Raw genomic sequence first — 18,828 nt, 5'->3', positions numbered from 1 at the left:
TGATCAGGAATCGGAAGCAACCGTATCGGCCGCCAAGACTTCATCATTCCTAATCGCCTGAAGCGCCACGATGCCAGCGATCAACAGGTAAAAGCTTTCCCAGGCAATCACCAGCGGCATCCGGTTCCATAGGGCCGGCAGCATCCAGGCCGCCGTGAGCGAGATCGCCAGGATCGCGCCCAGGCCGATGACCAGCTGGCGCTGGCGGTCCTCTTTCGTTTCGCAGAGGGTCAGCGCGACGACCATCGTCGGGCAGCTCCATACCATCAGGCCTGGGAGTGCCACCGGAAGTTCCTGCCAGGGGAAATCACTTTGCAGTACGGCCAAGCAAACCAGCGTTGCCCCGGTCGTTAACGCGAAGATGGCGGCCAACGAGAACTGCGACGTCGCTTCGCGGCGACCGATGCGGTAGATCAGCGGCAGGGCCACGCTCAGCACGGCGAACACGCCCAGCACGATTGCCCAGTGCAACAGCGGAATCTTCTCGATCGTTGCCAGCAGCGTACTGCCCAGGGCAATGCTCCCCAGCATGGCAATCGACCAGACTGGCCACGCTTCAGGACGACGGATCCATCCGGCCGCGATCAAGCCAATCTGCCCCAACATCAGACCGAGCATGCAACCAAAGAGCCCCTCCGACGGCTCGCTGCCGTGAAGGTTGGCGGCAATCGCAACGTCGACGCAGATGCTGGCCGCGGCGAGAAGGGATAACAGAAATCGTCCGGGAGTAATCATCCCTTCATGGTGATTGGAAGTCGCGGCAATTGCATGCCGGACTGATCCCACATACCAACGAAATCAAAATCCACGATGACGCTTGTATCGATTAAAACTGTTAATCGGCCGCGAATGGGTCTTCCACGGATGGTAATGATTCCGCCTGCGGAAGCGGAGTTCGCTCTTTGGCTTCCCATAGCAGTACGGCTCCACCGACAAGAAGATAGAGAGACATGAATCCGCAAATCTGGACGACCAAGCCAATGTCCCTGAGGGAATCTTGGTAAACACTAATAATGAGCGCACAAGCCAGAATCAGCGGCAACATGATCATGACGAACCATCGCGTCGAGGCCGTACGGGGACCCACCAGCATGAACGCAGCCAGTGGGATCGGGATAGCGGAACTCAGGAAGAAAAAGAAGTACGACAGGAACCACCCCCAATCAAGATCCATCTGAATGAACACGGCACAAACCACGGTCACCAGTGTCATCAGTCCGAACAGAATCGATAAGGAGAACTGCACTTTCATACCGACGAACACCACTCGGTAGATCGCGACGGGAACGATTCCGAACAACTGCGTCGTCAACAGAATGACCAACACTCGATCAAAATGGGCACCTTTTTCATGCATGGTAATCGTGAGGCCAAAGAAGAGTGAAAAGATCAGGGCCCCAAGGACCGGTAGCCACCTGGAAACATCTCGCATGAGAAAGACCAGGCTCAGCGTCATCTGCCCAAGGGAGAACCCCAGAATGCAAGTGGTCAGATATATGGTCTGTTGACCCTGTCCAAACGTGATTTCTACCACTGCCAGCACGACGTCTAAGCAGAAGGTAAACAGCACTAAGATAAGTATGGCCCGGCGATGTTGGATGTCGTTCATGTTCCCAGCATCGCATTTTATCGACCTCGGTGCACGTAGTTGCCGCAGGATCACGTTGCAAAACTTCGGCCTGCCCGGCAAAATTGAACCTGACAATTCCCCACCTCAGCAAACCCCTACGCGCGCACGTAATGACTCACGAATCACTTCAGGAAATCGTCTGTTGCATGGGCCAGCCGGTCGCCGGTAACCCCTCACAATTCATGATGGAACGGGCCTTTGCCGCGGCTGGGTTAGATTGGCGTTACCTCACGTTGGAAGTGCCCCCGGAAGATCTGCCAGCGGCCGTGGCCGGAATGAAGGCGATGGGTTTCCACGGTGGCAACTTCACCATTCCCCACAAGGTGGCGGTCATTCCGCTGCTGGCCCGTCTGACCGAAGCGGCCGAACTGATGGGAGCGGTCAATTGCGTCTTCGCCGAAGAGGGTGGTTTCGTCGGCGAGAACACCGATGGCAAAGGCTTCGTTTCCGCGCTGAAAGAAGTCATGCAGCCGGAAGGGAAGAAGGTCGTCCTGTTGGGCGCCGGCGGAGCTGCCAGGGCAATTGCGGTGGAGCTGGGCTTGAACAAGGTGGCCAGTATCGACGTCGTCAATCGCGACGCAGGCCGCGGCCGCGATCTGGCCAACCTTCTCTCGCAGCGCGTGGGGATTGAATCGAAATGGATCCCCTGGAACGCAGCGCACGAGCTGCCGGAAGACGCGGACCTGGTCATTAACGGAACGAGCATTGGCTTGAATGATGGCAGCGCGATGGTGCCGGTCGACGTCGATACGTTCCGCGAGTCGATGCTGGTGGCGGACGTAATCTTCAACCCACCCCAAACGGCCTTCCTAGGGGCAGCCCAGGAAGCCGGATGCCAAACGATCGACGGCCTGGGAATGCTGGTCAATCAAGGCGCGATCGGTTTCAAAATCTGGACCGGCATCGAACCGGATCAAGCGGTCATGCGCGAAGCCCTGGAAGAGTATTTGGGGATCTAGAAGAACAAAGAGGAACCACGGATTACACAGATGGGCACGGATAAAAGAGTAGAGTTCGTGTGTCCCTAGTCCGTTATGCAAAACAATCGTTAGGTAACTCTCAGCCCCAGAACGTTTGCCCCGGTTTCTTTTCTGTCGCCCTTTCAGGGCTCAACATGATGTTGCACTGCTACCAGGGGCTGACGCCCCTGGCTATTATCTGCCGCCTCTTCGGGGCCAAGAGCCTTCTCTCTTATCCGTGTTCATCCGTGTAATCTGTGGTCAAAACTCTTCTCGTCCGCACTTCGTTGAACACGGTGCACTCGGTGGGTCCATAAAAACGAGGCCCTCGCATTTGCAAAGGCCTCGCTCGAATCATTCCGAACCATCACCGATCGTTCGGTCTTATTTACTATATTCGCCTACTCGCTGGGCTTGGCAATGCCGATCACGCCCACGCCAACGCGCGGACCGGCGTCGCCCGATGGCTGGCTCTTCAGGTCGTCTGCTTTGGCGTGCACGACGATCGAGCGACCCAGCACGATGTGCAGCTTCAAGCCTTCAGCCTTGGTGTCGATCTTGGCAACGCCGCTGTCGTCGGCGGTGATGTTGCCCAGGTCGCCGGCGTGACTTTTAGCGCCTGGGGCACCATGTTCGTGGCCATCGGGATTGAAGTGACCACCGGCAGCGGTGCCGTCGGCCTTGGTCAGATCGCCGAATTCATGAATGTGGAAGCCGTGTTCGCCGGGTTCCAAGTTAATCACCTCCCCGGTCAGGTGAACGTAACCGTCTTCCTGCTTCAGCATAATGACGCCCTTCACGTCACTACCGCTGGTCGAAGCCAGAACGGCGACGGCCGCCGTGGGCAAATTTACCATTTCAGCGGAATGCTCGTGAGCGAGTTCTTTTTCATGAGCTTCTTCCTTGGCACCTTCTTCTTGAGCCAAGACCAGGCCCGGAATTGCCAAAAGCAGAATGCCTAGAGTCAGAATGGTCGATTTCATGTTGCTGTCTTCTCCTGCGGGGCGATTGGTGTATAGCATCCGTCGGGCAGAACCGTTCTACCGACGTCATCACTCGTGAGAGAGCTCTTGCGCCTATTGTTACGTATTGCATGACCCCATTCCACCAAAGGTGAAAACTTTGTCGCACCGCGCCAGCCGACGCCAAAAGAGCATGCACGACACTTGGGCAATTGAAACATCAGGCCGCTTGCTGGACTTTTTCGCTCACAAGCCGTTTCATGCGGGCTGCGGAGTCGCGAGCAAACTTTTTTTGAAGATTTCGCATATAAGGATGGACCAACCAGACAATCCATCGCTTGGGCTTTGAGAAAGCCAGAATGTCGTACCACACGTCCCCGTACTGATCCATCTCGACGAGAAAGCGTTCTTCGCCCATTTCCATATGAGCCGGAAGCGTACCATACGCAAAACCAAACTTGGGCGTGTTCAGAGGGTCGTCAATCACGTACACAATCCGTGCCGCGTTCAGCCAATGCAGGCCTGCCGCTTTGCCAATCACGCACACCGTTTCTCCTTCGCGGATTGTGGTGGTGGTCGGTCTGGCCGAGACCCAGCCCAATTCAAATTGTTGCCACTTGCCCAGCGCCTCTTTCGCCTTTTCAAACGTATCGATTCCGTGCCCCAGCTTCACGCGGGTATGGTCGACTTGAAATCCCTTCGGAGGCGTGCTGGCCGTTTTCCCCTGATGGCAGTATGAATACTTCCGCTCGCGCTGGCTTTTCAGAAAACGCTCGACGGACTTGGCATCAGGTGAATGAAAACGGAACATTGCGGTTCTAAGTGGTCTCTGAGAAAATACTTCCGATGAAAAAGCGAGAACCGTAAAATCGAAACCCATACAACATCGATCGGCCCGATTTTTACCCCAGTAACATATGACTTCTGACGATCACCCCAGATGCAACCGACAGAAAACGGTTCTCGTAACCGGTGCGACCGGGTATGTGGGGAGTCGTCTGGTCCCCCAAATCTTACCTCATTACCAGGTACGCTGCCTGGTCCGCGATCCGGCGCGCCTCGATGACTCGATCCGTGATCAAGTTGAAGTCTTTCAAGGGGACGTGATGCATTCCCACAGCTTGCATAAATGCATGCAGGGAGTCGACGTCGCGTTCTATCTCATTCATGGCATGGGGTACGGGGCCGACTTTCAGAAGAAAGATCGAATCGCGGCCGAGAATTTCGTCGCCGCCGCCCAACAAGCTGGCGTCTCGCGCATTATTTACCTGGGAGGCCTGGGGGATGATGCCGACCCGGAGCTTTCACCTCATCTGAAAAGCCGGCACGAGGTGGGTCAGATTTTTCTGGCCAGTGACGTGCCGACCATCGAACTGCGAGCCTCGGTGGTACTTGGGCCCGGAAGTCTTTCGTACGAACTCATTCGCTCGCTCACGCAGCGGCTGCCGATGATGATTTGTCCCAAGTGGCTTTCGACCCCCACGCAGCCAATCGCCACCCAGGACGTACTGGCCTACCTGCAGGAATCGATCGAGTTGCCACTTGAGAAAAGCGAAGTCTTCGAGATCGGCAGCCAAGACGTGGTCACCTATGGCGGGCTGATTCAGATGTACGCCCAAGAGCGAAACCTGAAGCGGGTACTGATCAGCGTGCCGCTTTTGACCCCTTACCTTTCCAGCCTGTGGCTGGGACTGGTCACGCCGACCAGCGCCGAGGTGGGCCGGCACTTGATCGAAGGGCTGCGAAACCCAACTGTCGTGCGCGACGACAAGGCCCGCCAAATCTTTTCGCATCAGCCGATGACCACCCAAGAGGCGATTCGCCAGGCTGTCCAGCAAGAAGCATAGCTGGCAGAAGAATCGACGCTTCGAACGCAAAACGGAACCCATCCCATCGAAATGATGGTCGAACGTTTCGATTTCGCAACGGGCGTGGTGGTCGTGCCACGTTCACCTCGCTGGGACGTTGCATTAGGGCAACTTTTCCTTCTGGTTAAGCTAGCTGGTAGCAACCTTTCCTAATAGGATCACTTTGCCAAAAAAGAGGATTAGTTCGTCGGCAATTCGCAACGAAATCTTGAAAGAATTTCGTTTGCTGTAAGACTAGATGAGGTATGCTTTTCCAGCGGAAAACGATCATGGTGGTAAACTTTTATGTTTGCCAGGCAGCACGATTTTTGCGAGTCTAATAAGACTCACACGCGTGGAAGAGGCGCCCCGTTTAAGGGAGTAGAACCGATCTGGAGCGAGATGGATTTCGTCGGCGGATAGGCCTCGGTGGTCGTATTCGATAACCAACTTGGTCAGGAAACTTGAACCATGAAACTCGCTCATCTTAAGAAGGTATTCATCGCTCCGGCGCTGCTCAGCGTTGCGGGGATGAGCATCGCGCCAACGCCATCGTTCGCCCAATGCGGCGGATGTGGGCCATCGTACAAGATCGTCACTCAGACCGTCTACGAGGAACAGCCTGTCACCGCCTATCGGACGGAGTACCAGCGGGTCGAAGTTCCCAAAGAGGTCACCACCTATCGCCCGGTTTGGGAAACCGAACGCCGAGAGCGAACCGTGACCGTCGCCAAGCCGGTTGTGGAAACTTCCGAGCGCGAAGAACGCTACACCGTGATGAAGCCGGTTTGGAAGGAACGCGTCGAGGACCGCAGCTACAACCAGACGCGCTACGTCACCGAGACCGAAGTGCGCGAGCAGGTCAACACGGTGCTTCGCCCCGTGACCGAAACGCAGTACTACGATCAACAAACGGTCGTGCGTCGTCCGGTGACCGAAACCGTGATGCAGAACCAAACAGTCACGATGTACCAACCGCAAACGGTCTGCAAGACTCAGTACGTCGATCAAGGCGGCTACCAGACCACGCAGGTTTACACGCCAGGTCCGACTCGCAACCGTTTGCGTTGGACCACCGGCCAAACCTACTTCGACCCAGTCACCGGCCAGTACCAATACGACCGCGGTGGCTTGCACTGGATTCCCGAACAACGCCCCGGCACCGTGAGCAACGTCACCAACTACGTTCCGAACGTGGTGGCCCAGCAAGTTCCGGTTACCCAGTACGTGCCCACCCAGGTGACGCAGCAGGTTCCGGTTCAACGTGTTCGTTACGAAGACGAGATCCAGGTCAACCGCATCCCCTACAACGTGACTCGCTACGAGCAAGTCCAGCAGGTCCAGCAGATTCCGGTTACCGTTCAGAAGCCCGTCACTGAACGGGTCGAGAACATGGTGACCGTGAAGTACTGCGATTGGGTTCAGGAAGAAGTCGTTCGTAAGGTTCCCGTCAGCACGACCAAAATGGTCTACGAACAACGCGTCGAACCGTACGAAGTGAAGGTCCAGAAGTGGGTTGCCGAGACGAGCACCGTCACGGAAACCAAGCTGGTTCCCAAGCAGGTTCAGTACACCTATACCCGTCGCATCCCACGCACGGTGACCATGCGTGTTCCGTTGGATTCCTACGGCAATCCGGTTTACGTCGCTCCGGCAACGTCGGCCAACCGAGTGATCCTGCCGCCGGCCGCGCCGTCGCCGACCTTGGCTGCTCCAGGCAGCGTGGTTGAAAAGCCGCCAACGATCATCCAGAAGAGCATTGTGACCCCTTCCGAGCCACCACCGGCTCCTACCAAGGAAGAGGAAGCGGCCGCGGATCAGAAGGCGACCAAGGACGACTCGACCACGTCCCCCAGCGACGACGACCCCACCGGTCAACCGATGCTGTAATCGCTTCGTGCAAGTTGGTTATCTCAAGAGGCCCGTCGCAAGAACGGGCCTTTTTTCGTGGAGTGACCGTAAATTCGATCCTTTACGACCCATTTTCGTCGGTAGCGACTGTTTCACTTTACCTGGCGTACATAGAATGAGGCTTCTTGTCCTGCCTCATTTATCTCGGGGAAACATGAGCAGGAAGCACGCTTCTTTCTCGTGACTACCCACAGGTAGTCTCCTTTTGATGGCCAGGCATGAACTTTTTCTTGAACCTATTCGACACGTCTGACTTTCCCCAGCGTTGGTATTGTGGGGAGTGGTCCGCCGGGCATGGCTGGCTCCATATCCTCTCGGACGTTGGTATCTGGGCCGCCTACTTTGCGATTCCCGGCCTGCTCGCATACTTCCTTTCGCAGCGGAAAGACATCCCGTTCCGGCGTGTTTTTCTCCTGTTTGTGGCGTTCATCATGCTGTGCGGGCTGACCCACCTGATGGATGCCATCATTTTCTGGTGGCCTGCATATCGTCTGTCCGGCCTTTTGAAATTGTCCACGGCGATCGTTTCGTGGGGGACCGTCGTGGCGCTGATCTACCACATTCCCGAGGTCCTTCGGCTGCGCAGCCCGGAAGAACTCGAACGCGAGATTGAAGCGCGCAAGCAGGCCGAACAAGCCCTGCGCGAGTCGAACGATATTCTCGAACAGCGCGTTCAGGAACGCGTCGCACAGCTTGATAGAGCCAACGCGGAAATCAAAGAACGGGATGCGCGTTGGCGAAGATTCGTCAGTTCCAACATCATCGGCGTCGGTCTGGCCGATGCCGACGGGAGTTGGTTGGAAGTCAACGGCGAGCTGCTCCGCATGCTTCGCTGCTCGGACGAAGAGTGGCAAAAGGAAGGTCTTCGCTGGTACGACATGACCCCGCCGGAATACTTGCCGAGGGACGTCGAAGGGATCGAAACGGCCGACAAGGAAGGTGCCTGCCCTGCCTACGAGAAGGAGTATATCGCCAAGGATGGAACCCGCGTGCCGATTACGCTGGGATATACGCCGGTCGAGGATCGTCCCGGGCAATACATCTGCTTCGTGCTCGATCAGTCGCGACTCAAGGAAACCGAGCAAGCCCTCAAGCAGAGCCAGGCCGAGTTCTTCCAATTGGCCGATGCGATTCCGCAAATGGCCTGGATGACCCGTGCCGACGGCTACGTCGATTGGTTCAACCATCGTTGGTACGAGTACACCGGTCTTTCCCAAGAGACTTGTCTCGGTTGGAACTGGAAAGAGTGCATCGAACCTGAAGACCTTCCCCAGGTACAAGCGGCATGGGAAAAGAGTATCGCGACCGGCCAGCGGCTCGATATCGTCGCCCAAATTCGAGGCGCGGACGGAGTCGTACGTCCCTTCCTGACCCGGGCCCTTCCCTTGAAGAATGAAGATGGCCAGATCGTGCGCTGGTTTGGAACCAACACCGATATCAGCGAGCAGCAACAGATTCAGGAAGAACTACGAACCGTCGCCGCGCAGCTTTCGGATGCCGACCGGAAGAAGGACGAGTTTCTGGCGACCCTGGCTCACGAACTACGCAACCCATTGGCTCCGATCCGCATGGGTTTGGAACTGATGAAGATGGCCGGCGATGATCCGGAACTGTTGGACGAAACCCGCGAGACGATGGAGCGGCAAACCAAGCAGTTGATCACGCTGGTCGATGACCTGCTGGACGTCTCTCGAGTGACGCGCGGCAAGCTCAATCTCCGCAAGGCGGACGTGAAGATATCCGACGTCATCCAGAGTGCGGTCGAAACGGCGCAGCCGTTGATCGAAGACTCGGAGCATACGCTTGAGGTGGTCATCGACAGCGACATCACGATCCACGCCGATCCGCATCGGCTCGCCCAGGTTGTCTCCAACCTTTTGAATAACGCCGCCAAGTATACGCCGGACGGCGGAAAGATCACGCTTTGGGTCGAGCAGCCCAGTGCCAACCAAGTCGCCATCCATGTCCGGGACACCGGCATTGGGATACCGGCCGACATGATCGATTGCATTTTCACGATCTTTACCCAAGTCGATCGATCGATGGAACGTAGCTTCGCAGGCCTCGGCATCGGGCTGACGCTGGTCAAATCACTGGTCGAGATGCACGGAGGAACGATCTCGGTCACCAGCCAGGGGCAAGGCCAAGGAAGCGAGTTCACCGCGACCTTACCGGTACGCGAGGAAGACCAGCCGACTCAGAACCAGGATCTACCGATCGAAAGTTTCTCGCTCAAGAAAGGGAAGCACAAGGTCCTGGTGGTCGACGACAACAAGGCCGCCGCCGAGATGCTTAGCAAGGTGGTCAAGATGCTGGGCAACACGGTCGAGACCGCCGAGGATGGACAACAGGCGATTGAAGTCGCCCAGCGATTCCGGCCAGAAATCATCCTGATGGATCTCGGCATGCCCAAGATGAATGGCTACGAAGCGGCCCGCCATATCCGCCAGCAAGACTGGGGAAAAGACGTCCTGCTGATCGCGCTGACCGGGTGGGGCCAGCAGGAAGATCGCGACCGGACCAAGGATGCTGGCTTCGATCATCACCTGGTCAAACCGGCCGAGCCGTCCGAACTGCAGCGGATCATCAACCAAGGTCGGCAAACTTGATCTACTTCGGCTGATGCAACATCAACTCGTTGAACGAGTCGATCACTTCCTGCGGATCCACGCCATCGGCCAGTGCTGAGATGTATTGATGGCGTGGGTTATCGGTTTCGACTTCCCACTGGTGCGTTCCGTTGGGAAAGATATGATTGTGCCCCTGGGTGACGAGCTTCCACGGGTGCCCCGTTCCGCGTGCCGCCACCATCACCGCGATTTGATCGGCACTGTGACGATCTTTCACGTTGCCGCCGAAGTAAAGTTCGTACACGCGGCGAACCGGATTATCTTGGGGCAATTCCTTCAGGCGCTTGCCGGTCGAGATCAACTCGGCGAACTTGCCTCCTCCGGTGAAGGTGATCTTCGTCGGCCAGGCTTCGATCGCTTTGACCGTCGACTCGGCATCCGGTTTGAAGTTGCCCCACTTGCCGGGATCCAAGTCGGCCGGGTAACGGCTTCCCATGCACACCCAGTGAGCCACTTTCTTTTTCACCAACTGCTGACCCGTGAGCGGACTGATCTCGTCCGCTTCCGACTCGATCAGATAACGCAGGTTGGTTAAATCTCCCACGGTCAGAATCGTCACACTTCCATCTGGCTGAGCCGCCAAAAGCTGGCGATACAGCCGGGTCGCATCCGGGGCATCGTCGTACAGGGGACAGTCGTGCGGAAACTGCTTCGCGACTTGCTCGGCGTATTTCGAACCCTGCTGAATGCCAGCCTTCCCTTTGGGCACGCCAATCGGCAGATCTGGTCGACCGTAATACGTATTGATGGCATCGGCACACGGACCCGACCAGGGAAACTTGGCCGAGATCATCGTCCCTAAAAGTTCGATCTCGCCACGATCCGCCAGCGCATGCAGCATGGCCAAACAAGCCGCGTCGTCGCAATCACTTTCCATGTCGGTATCGAAGAGGATTCGACTGAATGTCTGCCCAAATGTTGGAAGACTCAGGGCACATAGAATTGCCAAAGAAACGGCGCACAACCACATTCGCGACATTTTTCGATGATCACCAACGGGCAAAAGGGAAGAAAAGATCATCCAGTTCAATACACTGGCGCAGACGCGGAATTGGGAGTCACATGCCTGTAATTCAATTCACAGAAACATCTTCTCGCCATTTGAAATTCGTCATCGATAGCTCCGGGATCGACAACCGATTCAATGATCGCAGGCACCATTTGATCGATATGAGACAATATCCGTTGAAACGCTTGGCATGCGATCGTGCTAATTGCACAGTGGTGACTGTCGGCATCCACTTCACTTATGTGGATCTCAGAAAGCCGGTCGCCATATTTCATCAATAACTGAGCGGCAACGCTCATTGTGGGATCAACTTGTCGTGCATGCCCAATATCGAGACAGAATTTAGCTTCGGAAAGCCTATCAAAGAAATTTTCTAATTCGCGGCTAGTTCGACCCACTAAATATCTTTGGTCCATGTTTTCAATTGCGAGCCGACTTCCCAATCTATTCCAAACTTCAAAGTCGCTGATGATGTTAGGGTGAACAATGACCGAAGAAATCTTAAATGGCAATTTGACTAGTCGTTCGACCAATTCACGTTCCGTCCATTTCTGCAACTGACTAGGAGCGTGGAAGGATATGTAGTGGAAAGAAGTTAGATCAAGTTCCTCGATTGCTGAAACAAGAGGATCTAGTTCGTCTTCTCGAAGTGCCGATAATTCGATCGCATCAGCTATGTCACGTTGCAAGCGAATCCCTTCGCGAAAGTCACCTTTAGCAAGTGCTCCGGTCGAAAATCCTATTCGACGCATTAAAATACTCCATATCTTCGGGTCAAATGAGCCAGTCTTTGATCGCTATCGAAAAAGAATTCGAGTAATCCATCTCGAAATTCTCGACTATTATTTCTTTCATGTTGAAATACGTCATCTTCTGAATTGTCGAAAGAAAGTCCTTCCAGATGGTTTCTCCGATCCTCATTGTTCAACAACTCAATAAATTGATCATACGATCGTAGGATTCGACTTGCCAATGGTTTTGGCGCCAAATTATGCAACGCTGAAGCAAGAAAGGCCAACGGTGGAACACGAGACAACTCGTAGCAGTAACTGAGTAACTCTAAATTGATCTCATCCAAACTGCTCGTTGATGGAGAACCTGCAAATGTTTTTTCACAAGCAAAACAGAGTAACATTCCTTTCGCAAATAGAAGCTTTCTGGACATCCGCAGCTTAATATTTCGGAGCGCCCAACCCTCGTTTGATCGTTCCCACTTTTTCGTGGCGTAATCAACAGCAAACGTTCGCCATAAACGAACAACATCGTTCAAGAGGAATCTGGGAATTCTATACTCTAGCGCATTGGAAACAGGTGAATCACACACAATATAGCGCTCCAGAATAGCGCGACAGAGTCTGGAATGAGTTGTCTTTCCGCTCAATGGCTCAGATTCAAGTAATAGCAGCAATCGCCGCGTCATGTTCTGATTCGTATCGTTATTCCCACCTATTTCGTGGACTAGGGGGTGGCTGCTAGTCAAAGTTCCAAACGTCTCGGTTGGACCAGGACCCTTAAAATCTTTGAGAACCTTCCGAACATCTTCCATTGCTGGAAAATGATCCACACCCGACGGACCATCAACGATAAACGTCCAATCTACGTCACTCTTGGATGTCCACTCCTTTCTCGCGATTGAGCCAAACGCCACGACGGACGTATTCGTAGGAGGTTTCGTTTTGGCAACTAAGCGAGACAATTTGTCAATTTGAATGAAGCCCGCAAATTTCGCATCTTGAATTGCTGGCCAATCTTCGCCTAACGCGTTGGCAAGCGTCTGAATCGGATCTGGATCAGAAACGTCGATCATTGTTTTCCATTATCTCAATTCAGTCGCCACAAATAAGTTACACGTCCAAATTCCGCACTTCCAACGCGTGCTTCTCGATGAACTCGCGGCGGGGTTCGACCTTGTCCCCCATCAAGATGCGGAACATGTCGTCGGCGGCCGAGGCGTCGCTCATGGTGACCTGCATTAGCGTTCGATTTTGCGGGTCGAGGGTCGTTTCGCGAAGTTCTTCCGCGTTCATTTCACCCAGACCTTTAAAGCGAGTTACCTGCAGGCCGCGTTCGCCGGCCGATCGAACCGCGGCCAGAAGACCACGCAGATCTTCCAGGCCTGTTTCGGTTTCGCCGCGACGCAGCTTGTAACGAGAATCGGTACAGCCGGTCCGTTCTTGCGGGATCAGTGCCTGGATATCGAAACCGAGTTCGGCGAGCTCGCCCAACTTGATGTTGATCGTTCGCACTTCGTGCAGTTCGGCAATGTGCGGGGCTTCGATTTTCGATTCTTCTTCCTTCGGCTGACCGTTGGTCGAAGCTTCGCCGTCGATGACCTTGCCGTCGACCACTTCCCCTTCGTCGGGAATCTTGGTGTCTGGCTCGGCATCGAGTCCGCGTTCGCTGAGGAACGCATCGAGTTCCTTCTTGGTCGGGAACCAATGTTCTTCGCGACCCATCACCAGGTGGAAGACCGGCAGCTTCTGACTGACTGGGTCTTGACGCACGGCGTGAATCTTCAGCCCGATGCCGCGGCGTTCCAAAGCGACGATCGCTTCTTCCAGCGGAGCGAGTGCGCGGCATAGCTTTTCCATCTTTTCGCCTTCGATCACGTCGCCGTTCTCGTCGACGAAAGCACAGTCGGCCAGCCCGTTGTCGAGTAGCTGGTTCTTCATCTCTTCTTCGGTCTGGACGTACCAGACGTTCTTTTTGTGCACCACGCGAAACAGCGGCGGCTGGGCGACATAGACGTGACCGCCGGCCACCAGTTCGTTCATCTGGCGATAGAAGAACGACAAAAGCAGCGTGCGAATGTGCGAACCGTCGACGTCGGCGTCGGTCATGATCACGACCTTGTTATACCGACGCTTGTTGATGTCCTGGTCCTGGCCAATCCCCACGCCGATGGCCTGGATCATGCTGCGGACTTCTTCGTTGGCCAGCACCTTGTCTTCGCGAGCCTTGTAGCTGTTGATGATCTTACCTCGCAGCGGCAAGATGGCCTGAAAATCTCGCAGGCGTCCCCCTTCGGCCGAACCACCGGCCGAGTCACCTTCCACCAGGTACAGTTCGCACTTCTCCATCTCTTTGCTGATGCAGTCCCGCAGCTTGCCAGGCAAACCGCCGCCGCTAAGGGCATCCTTTCGGTTTCGCAGCAGATCGCGAGCCTTACGAGCCGCTTCGCGGGCCTGACCGGCGAGCAGTGCCTTGCGGATGATGATCTTGGCGACCTTGGGATTCTCTTCCAGGTACTTGGTCATGAACTCGCCGAAGGCTGAGTTGATGTAGCTTTCGACTTCGCTGTTGCCCAGCTTGGTCTTGGTTTGCCCTTCAAACTGCGGCTCTGGCACGCGGGTACTGATGATCGCCGTCAAGCCTTCGCGGAAGTCGTCTCCGGAGAGCGCGAGGTCCTTGATCATGTTTTCCTTCTTGGCGTAGTTGTTCAGCGTACGCGTGAGGGCCGTCTTGAACCCGGAGACGTGCGTTCCTCCTTCGTGCGTGTTGATGTTGTTCACGTAAGAATGGAGGTTCTCGGTGTACTCTTCGCTGTACTGCAGGGCGATTTCGTAGCCGACCCCTTCCGTGATGCCGCTCAAAAAGATCACGTCGGGATGCAGCGCGTTGGTTGCGCGGTTGAGGTGCGCGACGTATTCGATGATGCCCTGTTCGTAGAGGAACTCGTCTTTCTCTTGGGTACGGTCATCGATGAAGATGATCTTCACCCCTTTGTTCAAGAAGGCGAGTTCCTGCAGACGCTTGGCCAGGGTATCGTGATTGAACTTGCTGACGTTGAAGATCTGGCTGTCCGGCTTGAAGGTGGTCTTGGTGCCACGCTTCTTGGTCGGTTGCCCTTTCTGAACCGGTCCCTGCGGAACGCCCCGTTCGTATTCCTGCTGCCAGACGAAGCCGTCGCGGTAGACTTCGACTTCGCACCACTCCGACAGGAAATTCACCACGGTCACACCCACGCCGTGCAGACCGCCGGAGGTTTGGTAGGCCCCTTTGCTGAACTTGCCGCCGAACTTCAGCACCGTCATCACCCCTTCCAGGGTCGAGACGTCGCGGCCGACTTGTTCGGAAAGCTGCGGGTGACGGTCGACCGGAATACCACGGCCGTCGTCTTCCACCGTAACGGAGTTGTCATTGTGAACCGTCACGATCACGCTCGAAGCGAACTCGGCCATGGCTTCGTCAATCGAGTTGTCGACCACTTCGTACACCAGGTGATGGAACCCACGCGTCGAGCGGTCGCCGATGTACATACTGGGACGTTCGCGGACGTGTTCCAGGTCGGAGAGATGTTCGAGATCGCTCGCGCCATATTCCGATTTGGCCTTGGCCTGTTGGGCCTGCTGCGCGGCTTCTTTGTTTTCAATGTCCCCAGTCGGTTGATCTTGAGGTTCGTTCGGTTCGGTCATATTCGTTTTTCGTTTCGTCGAAATGTTTTCCTCAATCCAGTCCCCTCTCTCCTGAGGGGAGAGGGTGAGGGTGAGGGGTTATGTATTTGACTATCTTTTCAGGAATTCGTTTTGTAATTCGTTAAACTTGTTCGGTATTGGCTGAGGGTAACACGGCTTCTAAGAGCCCCTATCCCACGAGGGGCGAGGGGACCAGAGGAATCTCAATCAATCCGTCCCACCTTAATTTTCAAATCGGTAATCCCATGATCGGGCAGCTGCTCTTGCAATGACTTCAAGATCTTCAGCTTCTGGAAACTGATCATCTGGCTGATCGTCGAGTTGGCGACCATCACCAGCAAGGTGCCTCGCTGCACGTTGCCGGCCACGCTGTGCTCGGCCAGGCGCTCGCCGGCGGCCAAGTCCCAGGCCTTTTGCGTCGCATCGGCCGTCTGAACCTGGGCGTAACCCTTCTGGACCATCAACTGGGCCAAGGTTCCCTTGATCGATTGCACTTTGCCGGGCTGACGCTGGCTCATGGTTGTATTTCCGAGTAGGTCTTTCGTGGCTGGGTCTAGACCCAGCCTAAGGCTTCCATATCTTGAGCCCCAAAGGGGCGGCAGAAAACTTTCTATCTGCCAAGGTTCTGTCGCCCCGTTGGGGCTTTCTTGTTTTGTTGTTCTCTACCAGGGGCTTGCGCCCCTGGCTATTGTCTAGCGCCCTTTCAGGGCTAAAGAGGTAAGCCTTACCGATCGCGGGCCAGCGGCATGACGACGTAGTCGTAGTTGTCGTCGGTACTGAACAGGGCGGCACTTTCGGCGTTCTGGATGTTGAGGGTGAAGTTGCTTTCGCTTCCCAGCACCTTGTAGAAGTCGGCCACGAAGCGGTGGTCCATCGTGATCTCGACATTCTCGCCGTCGTAAGGAATCGGAATCTCGACGCGAGAATCGCCCACCTCGGCCGTATTGCTGGAAAGGACCATCGAGCCGTGACCGAAAGTGAAGTCGATCCCACGGCTTTCGTCGGACGTCACAATGGCTGCCTGACGCAGGGCGGCGAACGCAGGCCCCACCGACATCTCGATATGAGCCGCTTCACGCTTTTCGGGAAGCACGTCGCGCCACTTCGGGAAACGTCCTTCCACCAGGCGGGCATAAATTGTGGCGGGGCCGACTTTGACGAGGACGTCGTTGGTGCGGGAAGCAATCTGCACGGTCGCCTCCAGGTCGGTCAGGCTGCGCTCGATCAGCTGCATCGCACGCGACGGGATGATCGTCATCGCGTCGGTGTTGCCGTGCCCTTCGACCTGCGTGGCAGGTCCTTCCATCTTGGCCAGCCGGCGTCCGTCGGTAGCGACCGCGGTAATGCTCTTTTCGCCCATTTCCAACAGAACGCCACCCAGGGCGTAACGGCCGCTTTCAGTATCGGTGGCGAAGAGAGTTCGGCGAATCAGTTCTTTGAGAACCCGAGCCGATACTTCATGGTACTTACCCTCGGCGAACGTTTGCACGGTGGGAAACTCGTCGGGGTCTTCGCTCGACAGGGTAAACTTGCTGTGCTGGGCTTGCACGACCGTTCGTGATTCTTCCCGTTGCACGCTGAGTCGCTCATCACGAACCTCCTTCAAAATAGAGCCGAACCGGGCAACTGGCAAAACGATGCTGCCGGCCTGCTCGACTTCGATGCCTTCCACCTCGATGCGAACGCCGATCTCCATGTCGGTGGCCATCAGTATCGTGGCCTTTTCGGTAGCGTCGAGTTTAACGTTTTGCAGGATCGGTTTGGGACTACGGCTGGGTGCCACCATGGCCGCCGTCTGGAATGCCGTCTGAAACTTCTCGCGATCGAACGTGATTTTCATGGAGTTCGTTAATCCAACAAATGTCTTCTTATTAGTTTTTCGAAAGAGTAGTAGTAGTAAGGAGACGCTGCGAGCTGTCGACAAGTCACCTCAAAAATTTGTTTCGCTCGGCCGTCTTCGAATCAAACGAAGAGGATCCATGTGTGAAAAACCTGGCGCCAGGCCGTTGTTTTCGTGTCGCTTGAGCGTCGACAAGTTCGCTAGCGGTGTCGGTCGTTTGAAGTGACCCTGGTAAGCGACACGACGTCGACATCCTCGCACACAAAACCAACACCTTTTCCACTACTGCTCCTGTTGAGTCCGTTAGTCGGACGTGGTCCTATTCTTGTCCCTTCTCCCTCGCAGGGAGAGGGCTAGGGTGAGGGTTTTCTGAGCGATGCCAGTCCAACATCGCCAGGTGAAGTACCTCACCTTTCTCTTGGAACGCGGGCCGCGCGTCGGCTCGACTCCGGCGAAACGCCCCCTCACCCTAACCCTCTCCCCCGATACGCGGGGGCGAGGGGACTAGTGAAAGGTCCGCTTCGAAATTCATGCGTTGAAATTCACGCCGCACTGCGCTGCAAGATGCTCTCTCGCAGTTCCAGCACGGCTTCTCTCAAGGCAACATCCTTTTTAAGTTTGGCTTCCATACTGCTCACCGCGTGCATGACGGTGGTGTGATCGCGGCCGCCGAAATGTTTGCCGACCGCTTTAAGGCTTTCTTCGGTGAGTTGCCGAGCCAGCAGCATGGCGACGCTGCGGGCCTGAACGATACTTTGCCGTCGCGAACTCCCCTTCATGTCGGCGACCTTCACGCGGAAGTACTTGGCCGTCATGCTGGCGATGTTACGAAGACTGACCTTGGCCGTGTTGTGCTCGCTTTCCAACAGCGAGTCGACGACTGCCGTATCGATGATTTGGTTGGGCTGCGATTGGGCGATCAGCCGATTCACGATTCCGCTGAGCTGAAGCAGCCCGTGCGGAAAGGCCGCGGCCAGCTTTTGGGCGGCCATCTTGGTGATCTGACGATTGTGCCGCGTGGCGATTCCCTGGATGAGCACCTCGCGGGTCCCCTGCTCTGGCAGAACCACCGGAACCAAAAGACCGGCCGACAAACGGCTGCGAAGTTCGGTCGAAAACCCTTCCATGCCAATTGGATTCTCGCGGCACGAAACCAAGACCGCGGCGCCGCGGCGTTCCAGCTCGTCGAGAAGGTGCAGCAATACCTGCTGCATCGACGGAAAGTGCAACAGCTCGTGCAGGTCTTCGATCACCAGGACGTCGGTCCCGAAGAACTCGGTGCGCGTGGTGCTGGCCGTTTCTTGACGCAGCGCGTTGCCGTACTCGCGGGCAAAATCGCTTCCGGTTACCGACAGAACCTTCAGGTCAGGCTCTTTCTCGACCAGCACGCCGGTGAGTCCTTGCAGCAAATGCGACTTGCCGGAACCACTGGGGCCGTAGATGACCATCGGCGAGAACTGCGAAGCGTCGTGCTTCAGTGCTTCGACCGCCGATTGAATCATGCGGTTTTCCGGCCCTGCCACAAAGGGGCGCAGACCCTCAATGGATCGTTTTACGGATCCAATGTAGGCGGGGTCCTCCTGGCGGACCCAAGGCAAGGCAATGGTGATGATCTCCGTAACCAC

Annotated in this window: 15 protein-coding genes; 4 read left to right on the top strand and 11 right to left on the bottom strand. The window is 55.8% G+C overall.

Annotated features, from left to right (window positions below):
* Nucleotides 1-3: 3 nt before the first annotated feature.
* Together Pan97_RS00075 and Pan97_RS00070 are read right to left on the bottom strand one after the other, a co-directional pair.
* Complete coding sequence (locus tag Pan97_RS00075) at nucleotides 4-735, bottom strand: hypothetical protein (RefSeq protein ID WP_144969561.1); 732 nt, start codon at nucleotides 733-735, stop codon at nucleotides 4-6.
* 100 nt (nucleotides 736-835) lie between these two features.
* Nucleotides 836-1,609 (bottom strand): hypothetical protein, encoded by a 774-nt coding sequence (locus Pan97_RS00070; protein WP_144969559.1) that lies wholly within the window; start codon nucleotides 1,607-1,609, stop codon nucleotides 836-838.
* Between the two features lie 131 nt (nucleotides 1,610-1,740).
* On the opposite strand from Pan97_RS00070, the gene aroE reads away from it, so the two are divergent.
* Nucleotides 1,741-2,589: a shikimate dehydrogenase gene (gene aroE, locus Pan97_RS00065; protein ID WP_196782227.1), complete on the top strand. Its 849-nt coding sequence runs from the start codon at nucleotides 1,741-1,743 to the stop codon at nucleotides 2,587-2,589.
* Between the two features lie 401 nt (nucleotides 2,590-2,990).
* Here the strand turns inward: aroE and Pan97_RS00060 are convergent, their stop codons facing one another.
* Together Pan97_RS00060 and Pan97_RS00055 are read right to left on the bottom strand one after the other, a co-directional pair.
* A complete protein-coding gene (locus Pan97_RS00060; protein WP_206668915.1) occupies nucleotides 2,991-3,572 on the bottom strand; it encodes a superoxide dismutase family protein in 582 nt (193 codons plus the stop codon).
* 199 nt (nucleotides 3,573-3,771) lie between these two features.
* Complete coding sequence (locus Pan97_RS00055; RefSeq protein ID WP_144969557.1) at nucleotides 3,772-4,362, bottom strand: DUF1990 family protein; 591 nt, start codon at nucleotides 4,360-4,362, stop codon at nucleotides 3,772-3,774.
* A 106-nt stretch (nucleotides 4,363-4,468) separates the two neighbouring features.
* Between Pan97_RS00055 and Pan97_RS00050 the strand changes: the two genes are divergently transcribed.
* The 3 genes from Pan97_RS00050 (at nucleotide 4,469) to Pan97_RS00040 (ending at nucleotide 9,918) form a co-directional block, all read left to right on the top strand.
* Nucleotides 4,469-5,398 (top strand): NAD(P)H-binding protein, encoded by a 930-nt coding sequence (locus Pan97_RS00050; protein ID WP_144969555.1) that lies wholly within the window; start codon nucleotides 4,469-4,471, stop codon nucleotides 5,396-5,398.
* Nucleotides 5,399-5,869: 471 nt separating this feature from the next.
* The gene (locus Pan97_RS00045) at nucleotides 5,870-7,288 is read left to right on the top strand and encodes a hypothetical protein (protein WP_144969553.1); all 1,419 of its coding nucleotides are present in this window, start codon (nucleotides 5,870-5,872) and stop codon (nucleotides 7,286-7,288) included.
* Between the two features lie 239 nt (nucleotides 7,289-7,527).
* Nucleotides 7,528-9,918 (top strand): PAS domain-containing hybrid sensor histidine kinase/response regulator, encoded by a 2,391-nt coding sequence (locus Pan97_RS00040; protein ID WP_144969551.1) that lies wholly within the window; start codon nucleotides 7,528-7,530, stop codon nucleotides 9,916-9,918.
* A gap of 1 nt (nucleotide 9,919) precedes the next feature.
* Here Pan97_RS00040 and Pan97_RS00035 read toward each other — a convergent pair whose 3' ends face one another.
* From Pan97_RS00035 to Pan97_RS00005, 7 genes are all read right to left on the bottom strand, one after another.
* Nucleotides 9,920-10,816 carry a nucleoside hydrolase gene (locus tag Pan97_RS00035; RefSeq protein WP_165698537.1) on the bottom strand — a complete coding sequence of 299 codons (897 nt, stop codon included), beginning with the start codon at nucleotides 10,814-10,816 and terminating at the stop codon, nucleotides 9,920-9,922.
* 149 nt (nucleotides 10,817-10,965) lie between these two features.
* Nucleotides 10,966-11,700, bottom strand: coding sequence for a sugar phosphate isomerase/epimerase family protein (locus Pan97_RS00030; protein ID WP_144969547.1), 735 nt, complete (start codon nucleotides 11,698-11,700; stop codon nucleotides 10,966-10,968).
* Nucleotides 11,700-12,755, bottom strand: a complete 1,056-nt coding sequence (locus Pan97_RS00025; protein ID WP_144969545.1) for a nucleotidyltransferase domain-containing protein — start codon at nucleotides 12,753-12,755, stop codon at nucleotides 11,700-11,702. Before Pan97_RS00025 ends, Pan97_RS00030 begins: the two co-directional genes overlap by 1 nt.
* Before the next feature lie 37 nt (nucleotides 12,756-12,792).
* Nucleotides 12,793-15,363, bottom strand: a complete 2,571-nt coding sequence (locus Pan97_RS00020; RefSeq protein ID WP_144969543.1) for a DNA gyrase subunit B — start codon at nucleotides 15,361-15,363, stop codon at nucleotides 12,793-12,795.
* A 203-nt stretch (nucleotides 15,364-15,566) separates the two neighbouring features.
* Nucleotides 15,567-15,881, bottom strand: a complete 315-nt coding sequence (locus Pan97_RS00015; protein ID WP_144969541.1) for a DUF721 domain-containing protein — start codon at nucleotides 15,879-15,881, stop codon at nucleotides 15,567-15,569.
* 206 nt (nucleotides 15,882-16,087) lie between these two features.
* Nucleotides 16,088-17,203, bottom strand: a complete 1,116-nt coding sequence (gene dnaN / locus Pan97_RS00010; protein WP_144969539.1) for a DNA polymerase III subunit beta — start codon at nucleotides 17,201-17,203, stop codon at nucleotides 16,088-16,090.
* A gap of 542 nt (nucleotides 17,204-17,745) precedes the next feature.
* Nucleotides 17,746-18,726, bottom strand: a complete 981-nt coding sequence (locus Pan97_RS00005; protein WP_261342381.1) for a DnaA/Hda family protein — start codon at nucleotides 18,724-18,726, stop codon at nucleotides 17,746-17,748.
* Between the last annotated feature and the right edge of the window lie 102 nt (nucleotides 18,727-18,828).

Origin of the sequence: Bremerella volcania (assembly GCF_007748115.1) — a bacterium.
GTDB classification, from domain to species: Bacteria; Planctomycetota; Planctomycetia; order Pirellulales; family Pirellulaceae; genus Bremerella; species Bremerella volcania.
Note: the sequence above shows the minus strand (reverse complement) of the source record. Positions and strands in the feature narration are given on the sequence as shown.